Origin of the sequence: Aquabacterium sp., from assembly GCF_049274795.1 — a bacterium.
Taxonomy (GTDB): domain Bacteria; phylum Pseudomonadota; class Gammaproteobacteria; order Burkholderiales; family Burkholderiaceae_C; genus Aquabacterium.
This window is the reverse complement of record NZ_JBASTH010000083.1, coordinates 24291-45368: the sequence shown is the minus strand read 5'-3', so window position 1 is coordinate 45368 and position 21078 is coordinate 24291. Positions and strand designations below refer to the sequence as shown.

The window sequence follows — 21078 nt, the reverse complement described above, 5'->3', positions numbered from 1 at the left end:
GAGCCCCGCGAACGGGGCCTTAGGTGGGCAGTTTACTTACCCTTGCGTGCCAGGCCGATCAGGTAATCGGTGGTGGCCAGGGCCTTGTCGGGCGTGCCGTTGAGCGACACCGACGTGAAGTAGCGGCCGGCCACGCCGATCGCGGGCACGCCGTCGATCTTGTAGGCGTCCATCAAGGTGCGGGCCTGGGCCGACTTGGTCTGCAGCGCAAACGAGTTGTACATGGCCATGAACTTGGTCTTGTCCACGCCTTGCTTGGCCACCCAGTCGGCGATGAGATCAGGCTTGTCGAGCTTGAGCTGCTCCTGGTGGAGCGCATGGAACACCTTGGCGTGCAACGTGGGGATCAGGCCCAGGGCTTCGATGGCGAAGTACAGGCGCTGGTGGGCCACGAAGGGGTTCTCGCGGAAGGCCACGGGCACGCGCTTGAAGATCACATCAGGCGGCAGCTTGGCGGCCCAGGCGGCCAGCGAGGGCTCGAAATAGAAGCAGTGCGGGCAGCCGTACCAGAAGAACTCGACGACCTCGATCTTGCCGGCCGGTGCGGACACCGGCGCCGGCTGCGACAGCTTGACGTAGTTGGTGCCTTCGGCCGGCGTCTGGGCCTGGGCGGATTGCCAGGGGGCCAGGCCTGCGGCCATGCCAACGCCGGCGATCGCGGCGGTCTGCTTGGAAAACTCTCGGCGGTTCATCTAGACGGTGTCCTTTCTGTTCACTTCTGGACGCGCACCAGTGCCGTGTCGATGCCGCTGCCCGAGAGCTTGACCCGAACTTCCTCGGCCAGTTCCCTTTGGGCGAAGGGCCCCAGGCGGACACGGAACATGGTGCGGCCGTTGACCTCGCGCTCGGAGACGCCGGCCTCCAGGCCCAGCATCGACAGCTTGGCGCGCTGCTGTTCAGCTTCGGCCGAGTTGCCATAGGCGCCGGCCTGCACATAGAAGCTCAACGCATCGGCGGGCGGGTTGGTGGACACGGGTTCTCCGCCTGACAGGATGGCCGCGGGATTTCGGACAGACGAAGCGGCCGCGCTGGCCGGCTTGGCGGGCTCAGCAGGCTTGGCCGATGCCGCGGGCGTCGGTGCGGACGCCGCCGCGTTGGCCGGGTCCGTGGCCACGTCTTCGACGATGGGCTTGGGCACGGGCTTGGGCTTGGCCGGGTTGTTACCGTACAAGGGGGCGTTGGGGTCCCAGTTCTTGTTGTGCTCGGCCTCGGCCGCATCTTGCTCGGCCGTGCGCTGGGGCACCTTGTCGACGAAGGGCAGCGGCACCTTGGTGACGTACAGGGCCACGCCCAGCGCCAGCGCCAGGCCGATCAAGAGGCCCACGATCATGCCGAGGAAGAAGCCTCCGCGTTGGGATTTCATAGAGGAGCGTCCTTTGTTGGGGATCACATTTTGTCCGGTGCGCTGACGCCCAGCAGAGCCAGGCCGTTGCGCAGCACCTGGGCAGTGGCTGCCAGCAGGGCGACGCGCGCACGGGTCAGTTCGACATCATCGACCAGGAATCGTTCCGCCGCGTAGTAGCTGTGGAAGGCCCCAGCCAGGTCGCGCAGATAAAACGCCACATCGTGCGGAGCCAGGCCCAAGGCCGCCTGCGTGAGCATGTCGGGGTATTCGGCCAGCTTGCTCATCAGGGTGAGCTCGCTGGGCGCGGCCAGCAGCGCCAACTGGGCCTGGGACAGGCCGGCCAGATCACCACCACGCTCAGAGGTCCAGTCGCGCATCACCTTGCTCATGCGGGCATGGGCGTACTGCACGTAGAACACGGGGTTCTCGTCATTGGTCTTGAGGGCCAGGTCGACATCGAAGGTGAACTCGGTGTCGGCCTTGCGGCTGATCAGGAAGAAGCGGACGGCATCCTTGCTGGTCCATTCGATCAGGTCGCGCAGGGTGACGTAGCTGCCGGCGCGCTTGGATATCTTGACCTCCTCGCCGTTCTTCATCACGGTGACCATCTTGTGCAGCACGTAATCGGGCCAGCCCTGGGGAATGCCGACACCGGCCGCCTGCAGGCCGGCGCGCACGCGGGCGATGGTGCCGTGGTGGTCCGAGCCCTGGATGTTCACGCACTGCACGAAGCCACGCTCCCACTTGGCGATGTGATAGGCCACATCGGGCACGAAGTAGGTGTAGCCGCCGTCGGACTTGCGCATGACGCGGTCCTTGTCGTCACCGTAATCGGTGCTGCGCAGCCACAGGGCGCCGCCTTCTTCGAAGGTCTTGCCGGCGTCTTTCAGCTTTTGCACCGCCGCCTCGACCCGGCCCGAGGTGTACAGGCTGGATTCGAGGTAGTAGTTGTCGAAGCGGACGCCAAAGGCCTTCAAGTCCAGATCCTGCTCGTGGCGCAGGTAGGCCACGGCGAACTGGCGGATGCCGTCCAGATCATTAACGTCGCCGCTGGCGGTGAACTCGCGGTCATCGGCCTTGACGGTCTTCTTGGCCAGGAAATCGCGGGCGATGTCGGCGATGTAGTCGCCGTTGTAGGCGGATTCGGGCCAGTCGGCATCACCGGGCTTGAGCCCCTTGAGGCGCGCCTGGGTGGAATTGGCCAGCGTGGTGATCTGCACGCCGGCGTCGTTGTAATAGAACTCGCGGGTGACCTGCTGGCCCTGCGTCTCGAACAGGTTGCACAGGGCATCGCCCAAAGCGCCCTGGCGGCCATGGCCCACGTGCAGCGGGCCGGTGGGGTTGGCCGAGACGAACTCGACCAGCACCTTGCGCTCGGTGGCGGGCTGGCAGCCGAAAGCGGCGCCCTCGGACAGCACATCGGCCACGATGGACTGCTTGGCCTCGGGCTTGAGGCGCAGGTTGATGAACCCGGGGCCGGCGATCTCGACCGCCGAGACCCACTGCTGCACGGCCGGCTGGGCCTGCAGGGCGGCGACGAGGGCCGTGGCCAGCTCGCGGGGGTTCTTTTTCAGGGGCTTGGCCAGTTGCATGGCGGCGGTGACGGCCAGGTCGCCATGGGCGGCCTGCTTGGGCGCCTCGAACACGGGGGTGAAGAACGCATCGGCGTCGGGCGCCGCCTGGCGCAAGGCCTCACCCAGGGCCTTCAGGAGATCACGCTTGGCTTGAATCATGGGGGCATTTTACGGGGTGGCCCCAACGGGGCGCCCAAGCGGCAGAATGTCACGAAATGCCGGTGCGCGGGCGGGCTTTTCGTGCCATGAAACCCTGGGCCGGCATGGAAAGATGGGGCCATGGAAGCCATCGACATCGAACTGGGTGCAAGCCGCCTCGGCAAGTACCAGATGATCCGCCGCTTGGGCGAAGGCGCCACGAGCGAGGTCTTCCTGTGCCAGGACGACTTCTTCCAGCGCGAGGTGGCCTTGAAGCGCGTGCGCTCGGCCGCGCTGATGGACGCGGTGGACGGGCCCGTCTACGCCCGCTTCTTCGCCGCCGAGGCCGCCCTGGTGGGCCGCCTGCAGCACCCCAACGTGGTCCAGATCTACGACGCGGTGGCCGATCCGACCTCACCCTACGTGGTGATGGAGTACGTGCCGGGCACCACGCTCAAGAGCTTTTGCCGGCCGGACAACCTGCTGCCGCTGGAGCTGATCGTGGAAATCGGCTTCAAGTGCGCGATGGCGCTGAGCTATGTGTACAAGCAGGGCCTGATCCACCGGGACGTGAAGCCCGCCAACATCCTGGCCATCACCAACGCCCAGGGCCTGGTGACGGACGTGAAGATCACCGATTTCGGCAGCGTGCTGAACCTGCAGGCCGATGCCACGCAGGTGCACCAAGTGGGCTCGCTGGCCTACATGTCGCCCGAGCAGCTCGAAGGCGAGGTGCTGGACAGCCGGGCCGACATCTACTCGCTGGGCGCCGTGCTGTACCACCTGATCGCCGGGCGGCCGCCCTTCGAGGCGAACTCGCAAGCTGTCCTGATGAACCAGATCTACAACCAGACGCCCGCCCCGCTGACGGGCATGCGCGCCGGTGTGAACCAGGCCGTGGACGACGTGCTGCAAAAGGCCCTGGCCAAGGACAAGAACGACCGCTACCCGCACTGGGATGCCTTTGCGGAGGCGCTGTCGGACCTGGTGTCCAGCCACAAGGTGCCGCGCGGACACCTGCAGGGCGTGCTCGATTCGGAGCGCTTCAACCTGCTGCGCTCGCTGGATTTCTTCATCAGCTTCGGCGATGTGGAGCTGTGGGAGGTGGTGCACCGCGCCAAGTGGCAGCGCTTTCCCTTCGGGCACTCGCTGTACAAGCGTGGCGAGGAGGGGCGCACCTTCCACATCATCGCGCAGGGCAGCGTGGAGGTGTTCCGCAATGGCAAGCGCGTGGCGCTGCTGGGCGCGGGCACCTCGGTGGGCGAGATGGCCTACCTGGCGCCCAACCCCGAGCTGCGCCGGCACAGCACCGACGTGATGGTGTCGGAGCCGGCCACGACGATCTCGTTCACGCCGGAGACGCTGGGCCAGCTCAGCCCCAACTGCCGACACCTGTTCGACGAGGCCTTCATCCGCGTGCTGGTGCGGCGCCTGCATGCGGCGCACGAGGCGCTGGCCCACCCGCGGCGGATCATGTAGCTTCGGTTCAGTCGCGCCGGGCACCCCCGATGGCGCTCGATAGAATCTGCGGCACCCGAACAGCCCGCAGGAGCGCCCGATGTCAGGCCATGGATTCCACGTGCACGGACCGCACGACCACGAGATCGAACACGTGGCCCAGCATGGCGGCGACAACTTCACCTCGCGCGTGGCGGTGCTGACCGCCGTGCTGTCGACCATCGGCGCCATCTTCGGCTACATGGGCGGGCACTCGCAGAACGAGGCGCTGATGTTCAAGAACGAGGCCGCGATCCAGAAGACCTCGGCCTCGAACCAGTGGAACTACTACCAGGCCAAGAGCAACAAGCAGAACCTGGCCGAGCTGTCGGTGACGCTGACCACGGGTGAGGCGCAGGCCAACTTCAAGCAAGCCGTGCAGCGCTACACCAAGGAAAAAGAAGACATCAAGCGCGAGGCCGAGAAACTGGAAGAGCGTGCCCACCATGCCGACGAGCAGAGCGAGCACGCCATGCACGAGCACGAGCGCTGGGCCTTGTCGACCACCTTGCTGCAGATCGCCATCGGCCTGTCGGCCATCACGCTGCTGTCGCGCAAGCGCTGGATGCTATGGACGGTGTACATCTCTGGCGGGCTGGGCCTGGCGGCCGGTGCGGTCGCCATCATGGGCGCCTGAGGCCTGGGCAGCCTGATGACAAACGCCCGTTTGCTGCCAGAAATGCTGCGGTGGGCATGCGCCATGGCCCTGGGCTGGGGCACAGCCGCCTGGGCCGCCGAGCCCACCGCGCCGTGCCGCATCGCCTTCGACCTGGGATCGTCGGGGATCCGTGCGGGCAGCACCGCATCGACGGCTGAACCCCGCATGGACCTGGACGTGCTGGCGGCCGTGAACAGCGGCACCGGCATCGACGCCGTGGTGCCCCACACCGCCGTGGCCCTGCGCGTACTGCGCGAACAGGGCCGCTGGCCCGACTGCCATGGCCAGGTCGGCGTGGGTTTCTCGGCCTGGCGGCTGGCCTTGCAGCGTGAACCGGACGACCTGATTCAGGCCCTGCGCAACATCCGCCGGGCCAGCGGGGTGTCGCTGCTGATCTCCGCCCCCGCGCAGGAGGGCCACTACGGCTATGCTGGTGCCCGCCAGGCGCTGGGAGATCGGCTGGGCGAGCGCCGGGTGCTGGACATCGGCGGCGGCAGCCTGCAGGTGACGGGCCCGCAGGCCGTGTTCGGCGTGCCCTTGGGGCAAAAGGCCTGGCACCGCCTGCTGTGCCAGAGCCTGGGCCGCGGCGACGAGGTGCCCTGTGCGCTGCAACCCTTGTCCGCGGCCGAACTCACGCGGGCACGCCAACTGGCCGAGACACAACTGCAAGGCCTGCCTGCGGCATTGGGCACCCCCTTGGACATGACAGCCACCACCCGGCCCGTGAGCCGGGGCGTGGCCCCCGCCGTGCACCGGCTGCGCCAGACACCCGCCGAGAACCGGCTGGCGCGCACCGACCTGACGGCCACCATCGAGGCCTGGGCCGGCCAGACAGGCCAGGCCCTGGGCACGGCCGCCGGCTTGCCTGCGGAGCACACGGATTTTTTGATGTCCGACATGCTGCTGGTCGAAGGCCTGATGACCGCTGCCCGCAGCGACACGCTGATGGTGGCCGAGGCCAGCACGACCAACGTGCGCGGGATCTTGTCCGACGAGCGGGCCTACCACTGGGCACAGCGCTACGAGTGCTACCTGGCCCGCCTGCGCACACTGGGCGAGGCCGCCTACGCCAGCGATCCGCTCACGTGCGGCGCCGCGCGCTAAAGCGCCCCCCCCTGCACGGCCACCACGTGGGTCTGCACATCGATCGAGGTCAGGTAGATCTGCCCCTCGCCCAGATCGCTCTCGTAGCGGTGGACGGGCTGTTCGATGTAGACCGGTTCGCTGCGGTAGTAGCAGGTGAATGGATCTTCTGTCTCACAGTAGTCGAGCACCTGTTCGTCATGTGAGTACACCTGCTCGTAATGATCAAACACCTCGACATAGCTGATGTCTGCCCAGGCGGACAGCTCGCCCGCGATCTGCGGCGCTACCACCCCGCCGTAGTAGGCATCGATGCTGAAGCTGTCGCCCCCGACATTGCCATTGAGCAGCACCTCGCCAGTGGACCACTGGATGGATTGCGCCTGGACCAAGGTGGCCACCCATGGCAAGGGTGGCGGCCAGAGGCGACGCGTCATCCGGATCAGGGCGCGCGGCGTTGAGACCACACTGGCGAGCCCCGCCAGCGCCCGCTAGACTGAGACGACAACCACCCCGCAACCTACGGAGAGTTCCCATGCGCCTGATGATCGCCGCAATGACCCTGGCCCTGACCGCCAGCCTGGCCCACGCCGCCGACGCCACCTGCGAGGCCAAGGCCGCCGACAAGAAGCTGGCGGGCGCCGCCAAGAACAGCTTCGTCAAGAAGTGCGAGAAGGACGCGGCCAAGAGCACCTGCGCCACCACCGCTGCGGACAAGAAGCTGGCCGGCGCCGCCAAGAACAGCTTCATCAAGAAGTGCGAGAAGGATGCTGCCGCTGGCGCTGCCCCGGCCGCCTCGAAGTAAGCAAGAACAGGCGTCGGTCAGGCCTCACGGCCTGGCCGATGCGCCGGGCACCAGCTGATCGGGGCGATCAGTGTGCCCACACCCCGCGCGCCAGCAGCACGGCCGCCAGCGGGATCAGCATCACCAGGTGCGCCTGCACCATGATCAGCTTGCGGACCTTGCGCACCTCGGCCTCAGGCGGCAGCGCGCCGTTCGCGTCGACCGCCTTGCGCCAGCGGATGAAGGCCCGTGTCGGCGCGATCGAGATCAGGCCCACGATCACGAACAGCGTCACCTTGATGTGAAGCAGCGGCTGGTGCCAGTACCACTCGAAGCCCTTGGCGCCCCAGTAGGTGCGCGCGAAACCCGTGGCCAGCACGGCCATGGCCGCCCCCATGTAGATGATGTCCACGCGCGCCAGACGGCGCACCACGGCGGCGTTCATCCATTCGGGGCGGCACAGCGCGGCCTCGCTGGTGATGAAGACGACGAGCGTGAGGATGGCCACGAAGTGCGCGTAGGCCAGCAGCGATTCAGTCAACATGGGGACTCCTGGACGAGGTGGACCAGTATGCCGGGTCGCCATACGTGGCCTTGATGAAATCGATCCACAGGCGCAGGCGCACGGGCAGGTGCTTGCGCTGCGCGAAGACGGCGTAGATGCCGTTGGGCGGCGCAGCGAAGTCATCCAGCACGCTGACCAGGCGGCCGGCGTGCACATCGGATTCGACCTCCCACCACGAGCGCCAGGCCAGCCCCAGGCCTTCCAGGCACCAGGCGTGCAGCACCTGGCCATCGGAGCAGTCGAGCTTGGTGGCGGGGCGCACATAGGCGGTCTGGCCGTCGATGGTGAAGGCCCAGCCGCGCGTCTGGCTGGCCTCGGAGCTGAGCGTGAGGCAGTCGTGGCGGGCGATGTCGGCGGGCACCATGGGGCGGCCGTGGCGCGCCAGGTAATCAGGGCTGGCCACGCACAGGCGGCGGTTGTCGGCCAGGCGCACGCTGACCAGGCTGGAATCGGGCAGGTCGCCCACGCGCACGGCGCAGTCGAAGCCTTCGTTGACCAGATCGACCAGCCGGTCGGCTAGGTTCAGCGAGATCGACACCTCGGGGTGCTGGGCCACGAAGCTGGGCACCAGCGGCGCCACGTGCCGGCGCCCGAAGCCGGCCGGCGCGGTGATGCGCAGGTGGCCGCTGGCCTTCACGCCCCCGGCGCTGACGCTGGCCTCGGCGCTGGCCAGATCGGCCAGCAGGCGGTGCGCGTCTTCCAGAAAGGCCGCCCCCTCGTGCGTGAGGCTGATGCGACGGGTGGTGCGCACCAGCAGCTTCACGCCCAGGCGTTCTTCGAGCGCGTCGATGCGGCGGCCGATCACGGCAGGCGCCACGCCCTCGGCGGTGGCCGCGGCGGTGAGGCTGCCCTTAGTGGCCACGGCCACGAAGGATTCGATCTGCTTGAGTCGGTCCATGGGCTGGGATGCTGCCTGATCTTTGCGTAAAAGTCATGAATCCCATGACTTTTAGCCCCGGTAATGTTCAGCCAAGTATCGAATAAACTGGCGACATGGCAAAGAGGGACTTGGCCGCTGCGGCCTCGCGCTCCTCTCGATTCGCCTTCTTCAGACTCCCCTTTTTTTGCGACCCACCTATTCGACGAGGTTACCCATGACCGCACGCACCACCGTCCATGGCCTGCAAGTGGCCACCGAGCTCTACCGTTTCATCGAAGACAAGGTGCTGCCGGGCACCGGCGTCGACAGCGCCAAGTTCTGGGCGGGCTTCGACCAGATCGTGAACGACCTGGCCCCCAAGAACGCCGCACTGCTGGCCGAGCGCGACCGCATCCAGACCGAGATGGACACCTGGCACGCCGCCAACCCGGGCCCGATCAAGGACTTCGGCGCCTACAAGGCCCACCTGGAAAAGATCGGCTACCTGGTGCCCGTGCCCGGTGACGTGAAGGCCACGACCACCAACGTCGATGCCGAGCTGGCCACGCAGGCCGGCCCGCAGCTGGTCGTGCCCATCCTGAACGCCCGCTACGCCCTGAACGCCGCCAACGCCCGTTGGGGCAGCCTGTACGACGCCCTGTACGGCACCGACGCCATCAGCGAAGCCGACGGCGCCGCCAAGGGCCCTGGCTACAACGAAGTGCGCGGCAACAAGGTCATCGCCTGGGCGCGCAACTTCCTTGACCAGGCCACGCCGCTGGAAGCTGGTTCGCACAAGGATTCCACCGGCTACACCGTGGTCGGCGGCAAGCTGGTCGTCGCCCTGGCTGGCGGCAAGACCACCGGCCTGAAGAACCCCGCCCAGTTCCTGGGCTACCAGGGTGATGCCGCAGCCCCGAGCAGCGTGCTGCTGGTCAACAACGGCATGCACATCGACATCCAGATCAACCGCAACACCCCCATCGGCCAGACCGATGCCGCCGGTGTGGCCGATCTGGTGCTGGAATCGGCCGTGTCCACCATCCTGGACCTGGAAGACTCCGTCGCCGCTGTCGATGCCGAAGACAAGGTGCTGGGCTACAGCAACTGGCTGGGCATTCAGCAAGGCACGCTGACCGAATCCGTCGCCAAGGGCGGCAAGACCTTCACCCGCGCGCTGAACCCCGACCGCGTCTACACCGGCGCCAATGGCGGCGAAGTGAAGCTGCACGGCCGCTCGCTGATGTTCGTGCGCAACGTGGGCCACCTGATGACCAACCCGGCCATCCTGTGGGGCGCCGAAGGCAAGGAGATCCCCGAAGGCATCATGGACGCCGTGGTGACCACCACCATCGCCCTGCACGACCTGCAAGGCCACGGCAAGCTCAACGGCCAGGCCATCCGCAACTCGCGCACCGGCTCGGTCTACATCGTCAAGCCCAAGATGCACGGCCCCGCTGAAGTGGGCTTCGCCGCCGAACTGTTCAGCCGCGTCGAACAGCTGCTGGGCCTGCCCGACAGCACCGTGAAGCTGGGCATCATGGACGAAGAGCGCCGCACCTCGGTCAACCTGAAGGCCTGTATCGTCGCTGCCAAGAGCCGCGTGGCCTTCATCAACACCGGCTTCCTGGACCGCACCGGCGACGAGATGCACACCGCCATGCTGGCCGGCCCGATGATGCGCAAGGGCGACATCAAGAACAGCGCCTGGATCGCCGCCTACGAGCGCCGCAACGTGCTGATCGGCCTGCAGACCGGCCTGCGCGGCCGCGCCCAGATCGGCAAGGGCATGTGGGCCATGCCCGACCTGATGGCCGGCATGCTGGAGCAGAAGATCGCCCACCCCAAGGCCGGTGCCAACACCGCCTGGACGCCCTCGCCCACCGCCGCCACGCTGCACGCCACGCACTACCACCAGGTGAGCGTGGCCGACATCCAGGCCGACATCGAGAAGAACGGTGAAGACCCGCAATCGCTGCTGGACAAGCTGCTGACCATCCCCGTGGTGGAAACCGCCAACTGGTCCGACGCCGACAAGCAGCAGGAGCTGGACAACAACATCCAGGGCATCCTGGGTTACGTGGTGCGCTGGATCGACCAGGGCGTGGGCTGCTCCAAGGTGCCCGACATCCACAACGTGGGCCTGATGGAAGACCGCGCCACGCTGCGCATCTCCAGCCAGCACGTGGCCAACTGGCTGCACCACGGCGTGGTGACCGAAGCGCAAGTGCGCGAGACCTTCACGCGCATGGCCGGCGTGGTGGACAAGCAGAACGCCGCCGACCCGGTCTACAAGCCCCTGGTGGCCAACCCCAACGGCGTGGCCTTCCAGGCTTCGCTGGACCTGGTCTTCAAGGGCAAGGAACAGCCCTCGGGTTACACCGAGCCGCTGCTGCACGCCTGGCGCCTGAAGGCCAAGACTGGCGTCTGATCCTCAGCGCCCCCAGTGAAAAGGCACCCTGCTGGGTGCCTTTTTCATGTGTCCACCCCATGCCATGGCCCTGGCGTCATCCATGAACTTCAAAACAGGCGCTTGACCGTGGCCGTCACGGCATCCGCCTGTCGCCCGGGGGTGAAGCGCCTGCTGGCCTGCAGCACCAGCGTGTAGCCCTCGGCGAAGTACTTGGACTGGGTGAACGCCACCTCGCTCACACCTTCGCTGCGCCCCAAGGGACGATCGATGTGGGACAAGGTGAGGTGCGACTTCATGCCATAGACCTCCCGCACGATCGCACCGATCACCGGATTGACATAGCCGTAGCCACCATGGCGAACGCCCAGGCCGGCGTTGGCCAGCGCGTAGACATCGACGTCAGACAATGGGCGCCAGGCAGCACCCAGGCCACCCTCCATGAGCAGGGCCGTCCGGTCTTCGAGTTCGCGCCCGGGTTGCGACTCCCAGCCCACCTTGAACTGCCCTGACCAGCCGCCGGTGAAGGCATCACGAGGCAGCACCGACTTGGCCGCGTAGATGGTGAACCGCTCCAGGCCCACACGACCAGTGTCGAGATCCACCCGCAGTTCAGTGTCGAACAATCGAAGCTCGTTCTCGCCGAAGTACTGCTCGTTGTCGTCGGCCAGGGTGTGGGACACGGGCAGGACACCCACGGTCAATTGCCGGCGGCCGCCCTGCTGGTGCTTGAACCCGAGGCGCACCTGCGAGTCCTGGGGCGACTTCACGGGATCCTTGCGCGGCATGGCCTCCACGGCGTAATCCGCATAGGTGGCCGATTTCAACGCCTCGATCGCATCCCGGTACGAGCGCCAATCGGCTGCCGGGCGGGCCTCGTGCTCATGCAGGTACTGGTTGTAGGCCGATGCCAGCTCAAGGGACAGGTAGGACTGCCTCGATGCCGCCTGCGCGGGATCGACGATGTCGGTGCGCCCGGACTGAACGGCCTCACGCACCCGGTCGGCCACACCTGCAGGCAAGGCGGGCGCGATGGCCCTGACCCGCCAGCGCGCAGGCGCACGCACGATGGTGGTCTCCACGGCACCGGCCTGGCTCGCCAGCTTGACGATGTCCTTGGGCGTGTCGATCCAGGTGTCCTGCGACAGCATCCCGGGCCAGGCCACCGCCACGATGTGCTTGATCAGCGTCGCACAGTTGTGCCGGTGAAAGAAATAGGTGAAGGACGATTGCTTTAGTTCGATCAGGTGGTAGCGCACCAGCGTGCGCTGCGCCTCATCCAGCCGCAGTTCGTACTCCCACAGCGTGCGCTGCTCCCTCTCCACGTACTGGCTCACGTCCTGTGCGTAAGGCGACAGGGCGAAGTACCCCTGCTTGCCGATCACCAGGCTGTCGAACAGCAGCTTGGGCAGGTTGAAGGTGGCGGCGTCCGTATAAAAGGAGATTGCGTGCTCGCGCTCGACGCCTTGCGCGTCCGGGCCGGCCACCTTGAGGAACAGGTGGCCCATCATGCTGGAGGGCTGCGCCAGGTTCTCCGACGCGAACACCAGGGCGACATGGTCAGCAGGTGCCCTGCGCAGGAACTCCTGCAGTTCCTCACAGTGATCGAGCGGCAGGGCCGGCAAGCCCAGGCGCTGCGTCAGCCACGCATGGCGCGCCGGAAAGCGACAAAGCATCTCCCGGGATCGCACACCATAGAGGGCTTCAATCGTCGCATCCAGTTCGGATGAGGCCGAAGGATTCGGCATGGAGAGCAGGAAACCTGCATCTTCCAGGGTGGGGCGCCCATGCACCAGATGGAGCAAGGCCGCCCACACGGGATCATTCGCCAGGCCCTGCGCGCGCGCCATGGCCTGCAGGGCCGGCACATCGTGCCCAACCACCTGGGCACGCGCTGGCGGAACCCAGCCAAGCACGCCCATCAGGCCGATCAGCCCCGCGAGCCCGGTGAGCACACGCACAAAAAAGGCGGCCCGAAAGCCGCCCTGGCCCAGCCAGCGGAGCATCACTGACCGCAGGAGATCACCACGTTGTCAGCGTACTTCCACATCTTTTCGGTGGAGTAGTCGGTGGTCGAACCGAAGGCGCCGCCCGACAGGATGTTGATGAAGAACTTGGGATCGACCGAGCTTTCCACGGCGGTTTCCTTGGCGCAACCTTCGGTGCTGGAGGTCACGATCTTGGAGGCCTTGGCACGCTGCAGCGCGACCACGCCAGGCGTGGTGAAAGTCTTGCCGTCCACCGAGCCTTGCACGGCCTTCCCGTTGGAGGCGGACACATTGACCTGCTGCGTCTGCTCATTGAGGATCGAGGCGCAACCGGTCATCAGGACGACCGAGCCCATGGCGACATAAAAAGCCAACTTCTTCATAAAGATTCCTGGTGATGTAAATGACAGATGACGAATGACTGTCATACCCCGCAGATGACGACATCACGGCCGGATAAGGCTTCTTCTGGCACGGCAACGCCACACCGCTCCCGTCACTGGTTCGATGCTGGAACTGTCATGCAGACGCTTGGGTGCAGCAGGGGATCACGTCGCCCTTTTGACCTGCCCTCTCCCTGGTACTACTGGTCGGGTCGGATTCTATGAGTTCAGGAGACATTCACCATCCAGGGTTTGTCGCTCGATGCGCCGGTTGTGGCGAAGTAAATACACATTTACATACAAACGCGGGGAGTCAAACAGACACCGCGCCCTTCGCACGGTTCCTGCATTGGGTCTCAACCCCTTGCCCGGAGCCCCGCCATGCCCTCAGCCCCCGCAGTGGTCGTCATCGGTGCCGGATTCGCCGGCCCCCCCTGGTCCGGACGCTGGAGCGGCGCTGGCCCATTGGCGCACGGATCACGCTGATCTCTGACGAGAGCTACACCACCTTCAACCCCATGCTGCCCGAGGCCGTGGGTGCCTCGGTGTTCCCCGAGCAGGTGGTGGTGCCGGTGCGCGAGATGCTGCGTGCCGGCCATGGCTGCCGCTTCATCATGGGCAGCGTCACCGCCGTGGACACGGCCCAGCGCACCCTGCGCTGCCACTCGCTGGCCGGTGAGTTGAGCATCCCGTACGACCACCTGGTGCTGGCCTTCGGCAACCGCGCCAAGCTGGACATGCTGCCCGGCATGGCCGAGCACGCGCTGCCGCTCAAGACGGTGGGCGATGCCATGCACATCCGCAACTCGGTGCTGCGCCGCCTGGCCCGCATCGAACTGGAGAGCGACCCGGCCCTGCGGCGCTGGCTGGGTCACTTCATCGTGATCGGCGGTGGCTTCTCGGGCGTGGAGGTGATCGGCGAGCTGGTGGACTGCCTGGCCAGCATCCGGCGCTACTACCTCAAGTACCCAAAGGTGCAGGCCGACGAGCTGCGCATCACCGTGCTGCACTGCACCGACCGGCTGCTGCCGGAGCTGTCGCCGCGCCTGGGCGCCGCCGCGCTGGAGTCGCTGACCAGGCGCGGTTTGGAGGTGCGCCTGTGCACGCGGACCGAGGCCCTGAGCCCGCACGGCGTGACGCTCAAGACCGGCGAGCAGATCGAGGGCCAAACCCTGATCTGCACCATCGGCACCGAGATCAACCCGCTGGCGCAGATGCTGGACCTGCCCCTGCAGCAAAGCCGCATCCTGACCAACGCGGATCTTTCAGTGCAAGGCACGCCGAACATGTGGGCCCTGGGCGATTGCGCGGCCGTGCCCAACGCGCACGATGGGGAGTTGTCGCCACCGACTGCGCAGTTCGCGGTGCGCCAGGCGCGGCACCTGGCGGACAACCTGATCGCCATGTCGCAGGGCCGGCAGACGCAACCTTTCAGCCACCGCTCGCGCGGGATGATGGCCTCCATCCGGCATCTGAAAGGCGTGGCCGAGGTGGGTGGTGTCGCGTTGACTGGCTGGCCTGGGTTGTGTGGCGGGCCTACTATCTGTCGCAGATGCCCTCGTGGGGGCGGCACCTGCGCGTGTTCCTGGAATGGGCCTGGGGCAGGTTCTACCCGCCGGACATCACGCACCTGCGTTTCACGCGCAGCCATGAGCAGCGGGGCGGGCAGCTGCCGCAGGCTGTGGCGGATGAAGAGCGGGGGGCACGCCAGACCGACACCTGGGCCACGTCGGATCAACACACCGGCACCTGAGGTCGGGGTTCACCCCCCCCATCCAGGCAGGCGCAACGGATGACATCCTGCGAGATAATTTGATAATCATTCTCATTCAAATCATCTGCAACAGGGGAAGACGCCGATGCCCGACCTCATCCGCGAGTTGCTGCTGCACTACCGCGACCTGTTGCGACACTTGAAGCACAAGCTGCGCAACCCCGACGATGCGGCCGACATCGCCCAGACCACCTTTGCGCAGGTGTACCAGTACGCCCTGGCCGCGCCGGGCAGCGCGTCGGCCATTGAGTCCCCCCGGGCCTTGCTGTTCCGCACCGCACACAACCTGTGCATCGACCAGGCCCGGCATCGGCAGGTGGTGCAGGCCTGGACCGACGAGCGCACGGCCCTCAACCCGCATCCCTCTGCGCCATCGGCCGAGCACATGGCCGCCTATCGCCAACTGGTGGAGCGCGTGGTCGAGCTGCTGGAGCAACTGCCGCCCCGCCGCCGCGAGGTCTTTCTGCTGTTCCGCGCCCAGGGCCACACGCAGACCGAGATCGCGCAGCGCCTGAACATCACCGAGGCCGCCGTGGCCAAGCACGTGGTGCGCGCCACGCTGGACTGCGCCCGCGCCTTCACCGAGCTGGCCGATGGGCTGCCAGTGCTGGTGGAGCCGCACATCCGCGCCAGCACCCAGCCCATGCTGGCGGAGGAGCGCGCATGAACCCGGCCAGCACCCTGCCCCTCAGCGCCTCGGAGCGCCTGATCGAACACGGCCTCAAGCTGATTGCCAAAGCCGCCGTGGAGCCCCCTGACGCGGCCGAGCGTGCCCGCGCCTCGTTGGCCAAATGGCGCCTGACATCCCCCGCGCACGAGGCCGCCGCCACCGAAGCCCAACGCCGCTGGCAATTGCTCGGGGGCATCGCCGCCGATGTGCGCGATCGCTTCGAGCCGGCACCACCCGCCCCCTCACGTCGACAGGCCTTGCGTGGCCTGGCCGCGTTCGCGGGCTGCGCCGTGCTGACCGGATCGGCCGGGGGCTGGTACTGGTGGCGTCAGCCGGTGTTCGAGCAGCGCTATGCCACCGGCACCGCCGAGTTTCTCACCGTGGCCCTGCCTGACCTGGGCCATGGCACGGGCAGCCGCCTGGACCTGAACGCCCGCACCCGCGTGTGGGCGCGCCTGTACCGCCACCAGCGCGTGGTGGTGCTGGACGAAGGCGAAGCCCGCTTCGACATCGCCCGAGACCCCGAACGGCCCTTCCTGGTCGACACCCGCCTGGGCCGGATCACCGTGCTGGGCACGGCCTTCACCGTGAAGGACCGGGGCGGCCCGGTGTCCATCCATGTCGAGCACGGGCATGTGCGATTCGATCCGCGCGTCAAGCCCGGCGAGCCGGCCCTGCCCACGGTGGACCTGCGTGCCGGGCAGGCGCTCACGCTGCGCCCGGGCCAGCCCGCGCAGCTGCGCTCGGCCATCGACGCGGGCCAGGCCAGCGCCTGGCGCGATGGCTGGCTGGTGTTCGACAACACCCGCCTGGACGAAGCACTGCCCGCCATCAATGCCCACCGCGCCCAGCCCATCACGCTGGCCGACGACAGCGTGGGCCGCCTGCCCCTGACCGGGCGCTTCAAGGCGGCCGACTCCGCCAGCCTGCTGGCCGCGCTGCCCGCCATCCTGCCGCTGAGCGTGCAGGCCCTGCCCGATGGGCGCGTGGCCTTGCGCGCTACAAGAAGCAACCCGCCGTGAACAGACCCTGTCCTTGTTTTTCGCGCTGATCCGTCTCTACAGGTGAATGCCCTTGGCGATTGCTCCCGCGACCGCCACAGACACCTTGTAAAACGGAGTTCCAGTCCATGTTGTTCACGACACGCCAGCGCCTGCTGACGCTCGCCCTTGCCGGCTGCTTCGGCAGCCTGCTCGCCACCCACCATCCCGCGGCCCTGGCGCAAGCGGCCAGCCAGGCGGTCGACATCCAGTTGCCCGCCCAGAGCCTGGCCAGCGCCCTGGCCGGCCTGTCCAGCCAGACGGGCGCGCAGATCTTCGCGCCGGGTGATTTGGTCTCGGGCCGAACCGCCCCGGCCATCTCTGGCCGGCTGACGCCCCAGCAGGCCCTGGGCAAGCTGCTCGAGGGCTCGGGCCTGCGTGCCCAGCCCGGCACGAATGGCTCGTTCACGCTGCACCCCGCGCCGCTGGAAGACAGTGCGCTGCCCCCCATCAAGGTGCAGGCCCGCGCCATTCAGGAAGACGCGCAGGGGCCGGTCAACGGCTTGGTGGCCCGTCGCAGCGGTACCGGCACCAAGACAGACACCGCCTTGATCGAAGTGCCGCAATCGATCTCCGTGATCGGCCGTGAAGAGTTGGAAATGCGCGGGGCGCAGAGCGTGATGGAAGCTCTGCGCTACGTGCCCGGCGTCACGGTGGACAGCTACGGTGTCGAAACCCGCGGCACCGAATGGGCACTGATGCGTGGGTTCGACGCCAACGCCACCAGCACCCTGGTGGACGGACAGCGCCTGGCCCGGAGCCAATGGATCAACTTCCAGACCGAGACCTATGGGCTCGAGCGCATCGAGGTGCTGCGAGGCCCCGCCTCGGTCACCTATGGCCAGGTGGAAGCGGGCGGCACCATCCACCGCGTGAGCAAGCGCCCTGATGCCAACGCCCCAAGCGAGGTACTGGTGCAGACCGGCTCACATGGCCGCAAGCAGATCGCGGCCGACCTGGGAGGCGCCCTGGATGCCAACGGCACGCTGCGGTACCGTCTGGTGGCGCTGGCCCTGGACACCGAGAACCAGATGAAGTTCGACAACGGTGACCGTGGCAGCAATGAGCGCCTTTACATCGCGCCATCGCTCACCTGGAAGCCATCGGCCGCCACCACCCTGACCCTGATGGCCGAGCAGCAACACAATGTCGTCAAGGGATTCTCGCTGTACGTGACCACACCCAGTCGAAGGGAGGGCATCCTGACCGGGGATCCCGACTACCTGCGCTACGAGCAGAACCAGACCCTGCTGGGCTACCAGTTCGAGCACCATGTCAACGACACGTGGACGATCCGCCAGAACCTGCGCTATGCCGAATCGGGCGTGAACAACCACTTCATCTTCAAATACGACATCACAGGCAACACCGTGCCACGTGATGCCCGCTACGCGGACGACAACCTCAACCAGATCGCCTTGGACACGAATGTACAGGCCCGTTTCGGCCAGGGCCTCGTGGCACACACCGTGCTGCTCGGCATGGACTTGAGCAAAGTCGGCACCAACTACAAGGAGTGGTGGTCCACGCCGGGAAGCACGCCGTCGCTCGACCTGGACAACCCCGTACATGGCGTGCCAATGCCCACCCCCAGCGTGCTGTCCGCCATCCGCTCACGAGAGACCGATTCGCGTCAACTGGGTCTGTATGCGCAAGACCAGATCAAGATCGATCAACGCTGGCTGGTCACACTGGGCGGCCGGCATGACGAGGTCCGCACGGACACACTCAACCGCGGCCTGCTCGATCGCCGAAGCGACAAGGCTTTCAGCGGCCGCGCCGGCCTGACTTACCTGGCCAGCAACGGCCTGGCCCCCTACCTCAGCTACGCCGAATCCTTCGTACCTCAAAGCCTGAAGACCAGCGCGGGCGAGCCGTTCAAGCCCTCGCGCGGCAAGCAATGGGAGGTCGGCGCCAAATACCAACCCGCCGATGGCCGCAGCCTCGTCACCGTAGCCCTGTTCGACCTGACCAAGACCAACGTCATGTCATACGACGCTGGCGGAGCCTTGTTCCAGTCAGGAGAGATCCATTCACGCGGCCTGGAACTGGAGGCCAAGGCTCGGCTGGCGCCAAACCTCGACCTCCACGCCGCCTACAGCTACACCGACGTCAAAGTGACCAGAGGCGTGGACCTCGACCTGGGCAAGGTGCCAATGCAGGTGCCGCGTCAGCTGGCATCCATCGGCATCGACCATGCCTTGGGCGGTGCGCTGCAAGGCTTGAGCCTGGGGGCGGGTGTGCGCTATGTGGGCAGCCGCTACGACGACCTGGAGAACACCCAGTCCACGCCCGCATTCACGCTGGTGGATGCGGCCATCCGCTATGACCAGGGACCCTGGCGCCTGGCCCTGAACGTGGCCAACCTGTTCGACAAGGACTATGTGGCTTCGCGCGCCCAGGGTGGCTACTACCCTGGTGCTGAGCGCAGCTTCACCTTGACGGCCAGGTACCGCTTCTGAGGTCTTTGACACGCCGCCTGGGCCCGAGCCGACAGTGGGCCGTGCTGGCCCACCGCTGGGCCGGGCTGGTCATGGCCGGCTTCCTGTTGCTGGCCAGCCTGACCGGCAGTGCACTCGCGTTCAGGGACGAACTGGATGCCTGGCTGGCACCTGAACTGCGCCTGGTCACGGCCATGGGCTTGGACACCAAGGCCCGGGCCACATCGCTCGATCCCTTCGCACTCAGAGCGCGGGCTGAACAGGCTTTGCCCCCCGGTGCGCGACTCGACGGTGTGCAACTGCGCAGCGAACCGGGCCACACCGTGATGCTGCGCGCCACCGGCCCAGGCCTGGGGTATGACGAGGTCTACGTCAACCCGCACACCGGCCACATCCAGGGCACGCGCCACAGTGAGGCCAACGGCATGGCGCCAGCTCAGTTGATGCCCTTCCTGTTCAAGCTGCACCACTCACTGGCCCTGCCCGGCCTGTGGGGCACGCTGCTGCTGGGCCTGGTCTCACTGGTGTGGACGATCGACTGCTTCGTGGGCGCCTGGCTGACCTGGCCTCGTGCCCGCCCCGCCCTGCCGCGCTGGGGGTCGGCCTGGCGCGTGAAATGGCGCGCCGGCTGGCAACGTGCCAACCACGACCTGCACCGTGCAGGCGGCCTGTGGTTGTGGGCCGTGCTGCTGATGTTCGCGTGGTCCAGCGTGATGTTCAACCTGCGGGATCCGGTCTACCAGCCGGTGATGGGCGTGGCGTTCAAATTCGACGACTCCTGGAGCAGCGTACCCGCCCGCGCAACGCCCGCCATGCATCCCGGCCTCGATTGGCACGCCGCGCACCAAGCGGCCCGCCAGGTGATGCAGACCATGGCCACCCGCCACGGCTTCACCATCGACCATGAAGAACGCCTGCTGCTCAACCGGCACAAGGGCGTCTACATCTACATGGTGCAAAGCAGCCTGGACTTGCGGCGCACCATCGGCAACACCGCCGTGATGATCGACGCCGACACGGGCGCCTGGCGCGGCCAATGGCTGCCGACGGGCGGCCCCACCGGCAACACCGTGAGCAACTGGCTGGGCGCCCTGCACATGGGCCATGTGGGCGGATTGCCCTGGCGCATCGCCGTGGCGTTGAGCGGCCTGCTGGTGTGCGGGCTGAGCGTGACGGGCGTGCTGGTCTGGTGGGTCAAGCGCCGCGCGCGGCGCCACCGCCCCCAAGGCCTCAAGCGGCCACGGCCTTCCACGCCGCCAGGGCCAGCGTCTCGCGGTACTTCTTAGGCGAGGGCATGCCCGTGCTGCCGGCCAGCCAGGCGCGGCAGTAGCTTTGCACCGGGCCCATCACCAGCGAAGGCATCACCTCGCAGGGAATGTCGGCCAGCACGCCGGCGCGGCGGTGCGGCTCGAACCACGCCAGCAGGGCCAGGTTGCGCTCACGCGCATGCGTGGCCAGCTCATCAGCACGTGGGCCGCCGGCCACCACGCTGCGCGCCTGGAACAAAAACCGCGCGCGATCCGGGTGCGCCACCACCCAGTCCAAGTAGCCCATCACCAGCGCCTTCACGCCGGTGGGCACATCTTTCGACCTGGCCAGTTGCGCCTGCACACCCTGCGTCTGCTCGGCCAGGATGTCGAAGAACAGCGCGGCGATGATGCCTTCCTTGCTGCCGAAGTGGTGGTAGATACTGCCCACGCTGGCGCCACAGTGCTGGCGCACCATCTCGATGGAGACGGCCTCCAGGCCGCCTTCGGCGAAGCAGGCCAGCGCCGCGTTCAGGATGTCCTGGCGGCGGTCGCCTGCGGCAGCGCCCGAGGCGTGATCAGCAGTGGCGGTGGATTTTCGGCTTGCCATAGAACGTGATTC

19 protein-coding genes are annotated in these 21078 nt (G+C 67.0%); 10 read left to right on the top strand and 9 right to left on the bottom strand.

The window, feature by feature from the left end; translation table 11 throughout:
- Nucleotides 1–32 precede the first annotated feature (32 nt).
- From WAQ08_RS13350 to argS, 3 genes are read right to left on the bottom strand one after another with little or no spacing between them, the layout of a single operon-like run.
- Entirely contained in the window at nucleotides 33–692 is a 660-nt protein-coding gene (locus WAQ08_RS13350; protein WP_422192071.1) for a thiol:disulfide interchange protein DsbA/DsbL, read from the bottom strand.
- Between the two features lie 20 nt (nucleotides 693–712).
- Nucleotides 713–1363 (bottom strand): SPOR domain-containing protein, encoded by a 651-nt coding sequence (locus WAQ08_RS13345; RefSeq protein ID WP_422192070.1) that lies wholly within the window; start codon nucleotides 1361–1363, stop codon nucleotides 713–715.
- Between the two features lie 23 nt (nucleotides 1364–1386).
- The gene (argS, locus tag WAQ08_RS13340; RefSeq protein ID WP_422192069.1) at nucleotides 1387–3078 is read right to left on the bottom strand and encodes an arginine--tRNA ligase; all 1692 of its coding nucleotides are present in this window, start codon (nucleotides 3076–3078) and stop codon (nucleotides 1387–1389) included.
- Between the two features lie 120 nt (nucleotides 3079–3198).
- Here argS and WAQ08_RS13335 point away from each other — a divergent pair, with 120 nt between their 5' ends.
- From WAQ08_RS13335 to WAQ08_RS13325, 3 genes are all read left to right on the top strand, one after another.
- Nucleotides 3199–4536, top strand: coding sequence for a protein kinase domain-containing protein (locus WAQ08_RS13335; protein WP_422192068.1), 1338 nt, complete (start codon nucleotides 3199–3201; stop codon nucleotides 4534–4536).
- A 79-nt stretch (nucleotides 4537–4615) separates the two neighbouring features.
- Complete coding sequence (locus tag WAQ08_RS13330) at nucleotides 4616–5191, top strand: DUF4337 domain-containing protein (RefSeq protein WP_422192067.1); 576 nt, start codon at nucleotides 4616–4618, stop codon at nucleotides 5189–5191.
- Between the two features lie 15 nt (nucleotides 5192–5206).
- The gene (locus tag WAQ08_RS13325) at nucleotides 5207–6316 is read left to right on the top strand and encodes a hypothetical protein (protein ID WP_422192066.1); all 1110 of its coding nucleotides are present in this window, start codon (nucleotides 5207–5209) and stop codon (nucleotides 6314–6316) included.
- On the opposite strand, the gene WAQ08_RS13320 is transcribed toward WAQ08_RS13325, so the two are convergent.
- Nucleotides 6313–6732 carry a hypothetical protein gene (locus tag WAQ08_RS13320; RefSeq protein WP_422192065.1) on the bottom strand — a complete coding sequence of 140 codons (420 nt, stop codon included), beginning with the start codon at nucleotides 6730–6732 and terminating at the stop codon, nucleotides 6313–6315. The genes WAQ08_RS13325 and WAQ08_RS13320 overlap by 4 nt on opposite strands.
- Nucleotides 6733–6830: 98 nt before the next feature.
- Between WAQ08_RS13320 and WAQ08_RS13315 the strand changes: the two genes are divergently transcribed.
- Complete coding sequence (locus tag WAQ08_RS13315; protein WP_422192064.1) at nucleotides 6831–7100, top strand: hypothetical protein; 270 nt, start codon at nucleotides 6831–6833, stop codon at nucleotides 7098–7100.
- A gap of 67 nt (nucleotides 7101–7167) precedes the next feature.
- Here the strand turns inward: WAQ08_RS13315 and WAQ08_RS13310 are convergent, their stop codons facing one another.
- A complete protein-coding gene (locus WAQ08_RS13310) occupies nucleotides 7168–7623 on the bottom strand; it encodes a DUF2214 family protein (RefSeq protein ID WP_422192063.1) in 456 nt (151 codons plus the stop codon).
- Nucleotides 7613–8542: a LysR family transcriptional regulator gene (locus WAQ08_RS13305; protein ID WP_422192062.1), complete on the bottom strand. Its 930-nt coding sequence runs from the start codon at nucleotides 8540–8542 to the stop codon at nucleotides 7613–7615. The genes WAQ08_RS13310 and WAQ08_RS13305 overlap by 11 nt, the downstream gene beginning before the upstream one ends.
- Nucleotides 8543–8738: 196 nt before the next feature.
- On the opposite strand from WAQ08_RS13305, the gene WAQ08_RS13300 reads away from it, so the two are divergent.
- A complete protein-coding gene (locus WAQ08_RS13300; RefSeq protein WP_422192061.1) occupies nucleotides 8739–10934 on the top strand; it encodes a malate synthase G in 2196 nt (731 codons plus the stop codon).
- Between the two features lie 89 nt (nucleotides 10935–11023).
- Here the strand turns inward: WAQ08_RS13300 and WAQ08_RS13295 are convergent, their stop codons facing one another.
- Nucleotides 11024–12919 carry a DUF4105 domain-containing protein gene (locus WAQ08_RS13295; RefSeq protein WP_422192060.1) on the bottom strand — a complete coding sequence of 632 codons (1896 nt, stop codon included), beginning with the start codon at nucleotides 12917–12919 and terminating at the stop codon, nucleotides 11024–11026.
- A complete protein-coding gene (locus tag WAQ08_RS13290) occupies nucleotides 12919–13284 on the bottom strand; it encodes a hypothetical protein (RefSeq protein WP_422192059.1) in 366 nt (121 codons plus the stop codon). Before WAQ08_RS13290 ends, WAQ08_RS13295 begins: the two co-directional genes overlap by 1 nt.
- A 518-nt stretch (nucleotides 13285–13802) precedes the next feature.
- Here WAQ08_RS13290 and WAQ08_RS13285 point away from each other — a divergent pair.
- The 5 genes from WAQ08_RS13285 to WAQ08_RS13265 all read left to right on the top strand — a co-directional run bounded on the left by WAQ08_RS13285 (nucleotide 13803) and on the right by WAQ08_RS13265 (nucleotide 20495).
- Complete coding sequence (locus WAQ08_RS13285; RefSeq protein ID WP_422192058.1) at nucleotides 13803–15080, top strand: NAD(P)/FAD-dependent oxidoreductase; 1278 nt, start codon at nucleotides 13803–13805, stop codon at nucleotides 15078–15080.
- Between the two features lie 63 nt (nucleotides 15081–15143).
- Nucleotides 15144–15725: an RNA polymerase sigma factor gene (locus WAQ08_RS13280; protein ID WP_422192057.1), complete on the top strand. Its 582-nt coding sequence runs from the start codon at nucleotides 15144–15146 to the stop codon at nucleotides 15723–15725.
- Complete coding sequence (locus tag WAQ08_RS13275) at nucleotides 15722–16750, top strand: FecR family protein (protein WP_422192056.1); 1029 nt, start codon at nucleotides 15722–15724, stop codon at nucleotides 16748–16750. The genes WAQ08_RS13280 and WAQ08_RS13275 overlap by 4 nt, the downstream gene beginning before the upstream one ends.
- Before the next feature lie 107 nt (nucleotides 16751–16857).
- A complete protein-coding gene (locus WAQ08_RS13270) occupies nucleotides 16858–19230 on the top strand; it encodes a TonB-dependent siderophore receptor (protein WP_422192055.1) in 2373 nt (790 codons plus the stop codon).
- Nucleotides 19231–19235: 5 nt separating this feature from the next.
- Complete coding sequence (locus tag WAQ08_RS13265; protein ID WP_422192054.1) at nucleotides 19236–20495, top strand: PepSY-associated TM helix domain-containing protein; 1260 nt, start codon at nucleotides 19236–19238, stop codon at nucleotides 20493–20495.
- Here WAQ08_RS13265 and WAQ08_RS13260 read toward each other — a convergent pair.
- Nucleotides 20440–21066, bottom strand: coding sequence for a TetR/AcrR family transcriptional regulator (locus tag WAQ08_RS13260; RefSeq protein WP_422192053.1), 627 nt, complete (start codon nucleotides 21064–21066; stop codon nucleotides 20440–20442). The genes WAQ08_RS13265 and WAQ08_RS13260 overlap by 56 nt on opposite strands.
- Nucleotides 21067–21078 lie beyond the last annotated feature (12 nt).

Bases quoted from the DNA above. Each gene is read 5' to 3' on its own strand.
- WAQ08_RS13290 (WP_422192059.1), bottom strand. From the start codon at position 13,284: ATGAAGAAGTTGGCTTTTTATGTCGCCATGGGCTCGGTCGTCCTGATG.
- WAQ08_RS13330 (WP_422192067.1), top strand. From the start codon at position 4,616: ATGTCAGGCCATGGATTCCACGTGCACGGACCGCACGACCACGAGATC.
- WAQ08_RS13305 (WP_422192062.1), bottom strand. From the start codon at position 8,542: ATGGACCGACTCAAGCAGATCGAATCCTTCGTGGCCGTGGCCACTAAG.
- WAQ08_RS13280 (WP_422192057.1), top strand. From the start codon at position 15,144: ATGCCCGACCTCATCCGCGAGTTGCTGCTGCACTACCGCGACCTGTTG.
- WAQ08_RS13300 (WP_422192061.1), top strand. From the start codon at position 8,739: ATGACCGCACGCACCACCGTCCATGGCCTGCAAGTGGCCACCGAGCTC.
- WAQ08_RS13275 (WP_422192056.1), top strand. From the start codon at position 15,722: ATGAACCCGGCCAGCACCCTGCCCCTCAGCGCCTCGGAGCGCCTGATC.
- WAQ08_RS13260 (WP_422192053.1), bottom strand. From the start codon at position 21,066: ATGGCAAGCCGAAAATCCACCGCCACTGCTGATCACGCCTCGGGCGCT.
- WAQ08_RS13285 (WP_422192058.1), top strand. From the start codon at position 13,803: ATGCTGCCCGAGGCCGTGGGTGCCTCGGTGTTCCCCGAGCAGGTGGTG.
- WAQ08_RS13310 (WP_422192063.1), bottom strand. From the start codon at position 7,623: ATGTTGACTGAATCGCTGCTGGCCTACGCGCACTTCGTGGCCATCCTC.
- WAQ08_RS13320 (WP_422192065.1), bottom strand. From the start codon at position 6,732: ATGACGCGTCGCCTCTGGCCGCCACCCTTGCCATGGGTGGCCACCTTG.
- WAQ08_RS13350 (WP_422192071.1), bottom strand. From the start codon at position 692: ATGAACCGCCGAGAGTTTTCCAAGCAGACCGCCGCGATCGCCGGCGTT.
- WAQ08_RS13270 (WP_422192055.1), top strand. From the start codon at position 16,858: ATGTTGTTCACGACACGCCAGCGCCTGCTGACGCTCGCCCTTGCCGGC.
- WAQ08_RS13345 (WP_422192070.1), bottom strand. From the start codon at position 1,363: ATGAAATCCCAACGCGGAGGCTTCTTCCTCGGCATGATCGTGGGCCTC.
- WAQ08_RS13315 (WP_422192064.1), top strand. From the start codon at position 6,831: ATGCGCCTGATGATCGCCGCAATGACCCTGGCCCTGACCGCCAGCCTG.
- argS (WP_422192069.1), bottom strand. From the start codon at position 3,078: ATGATTCAAGCCAAGCGTGATCTCCTGAAGGCCCTGGGTGAGGCCTTG.
- WAQ08_RS13325 (WP_422192066.1), top strand. From the start codon at position 5,207: ATGACAAACGCCCGTTTGCTGCCAGAAATGCTGCGGTGGGCATGCGCC.
- WAQ08_RS13295 (WP_422192060.1), bottom strand. From the start codon at position 12,919: ATGCTCCGCTGGCTGGGCCAGGGCGGCTTTCGGGCCGCCTTTTTTGTG.
- WAQ08_RS13335 (WP_422192068.1), top strand. From the start codon at position 3,199: ATGGAAGCCATCGACATCGAACTGGGTGCAAGCCGCCTCGGCAAGTAC.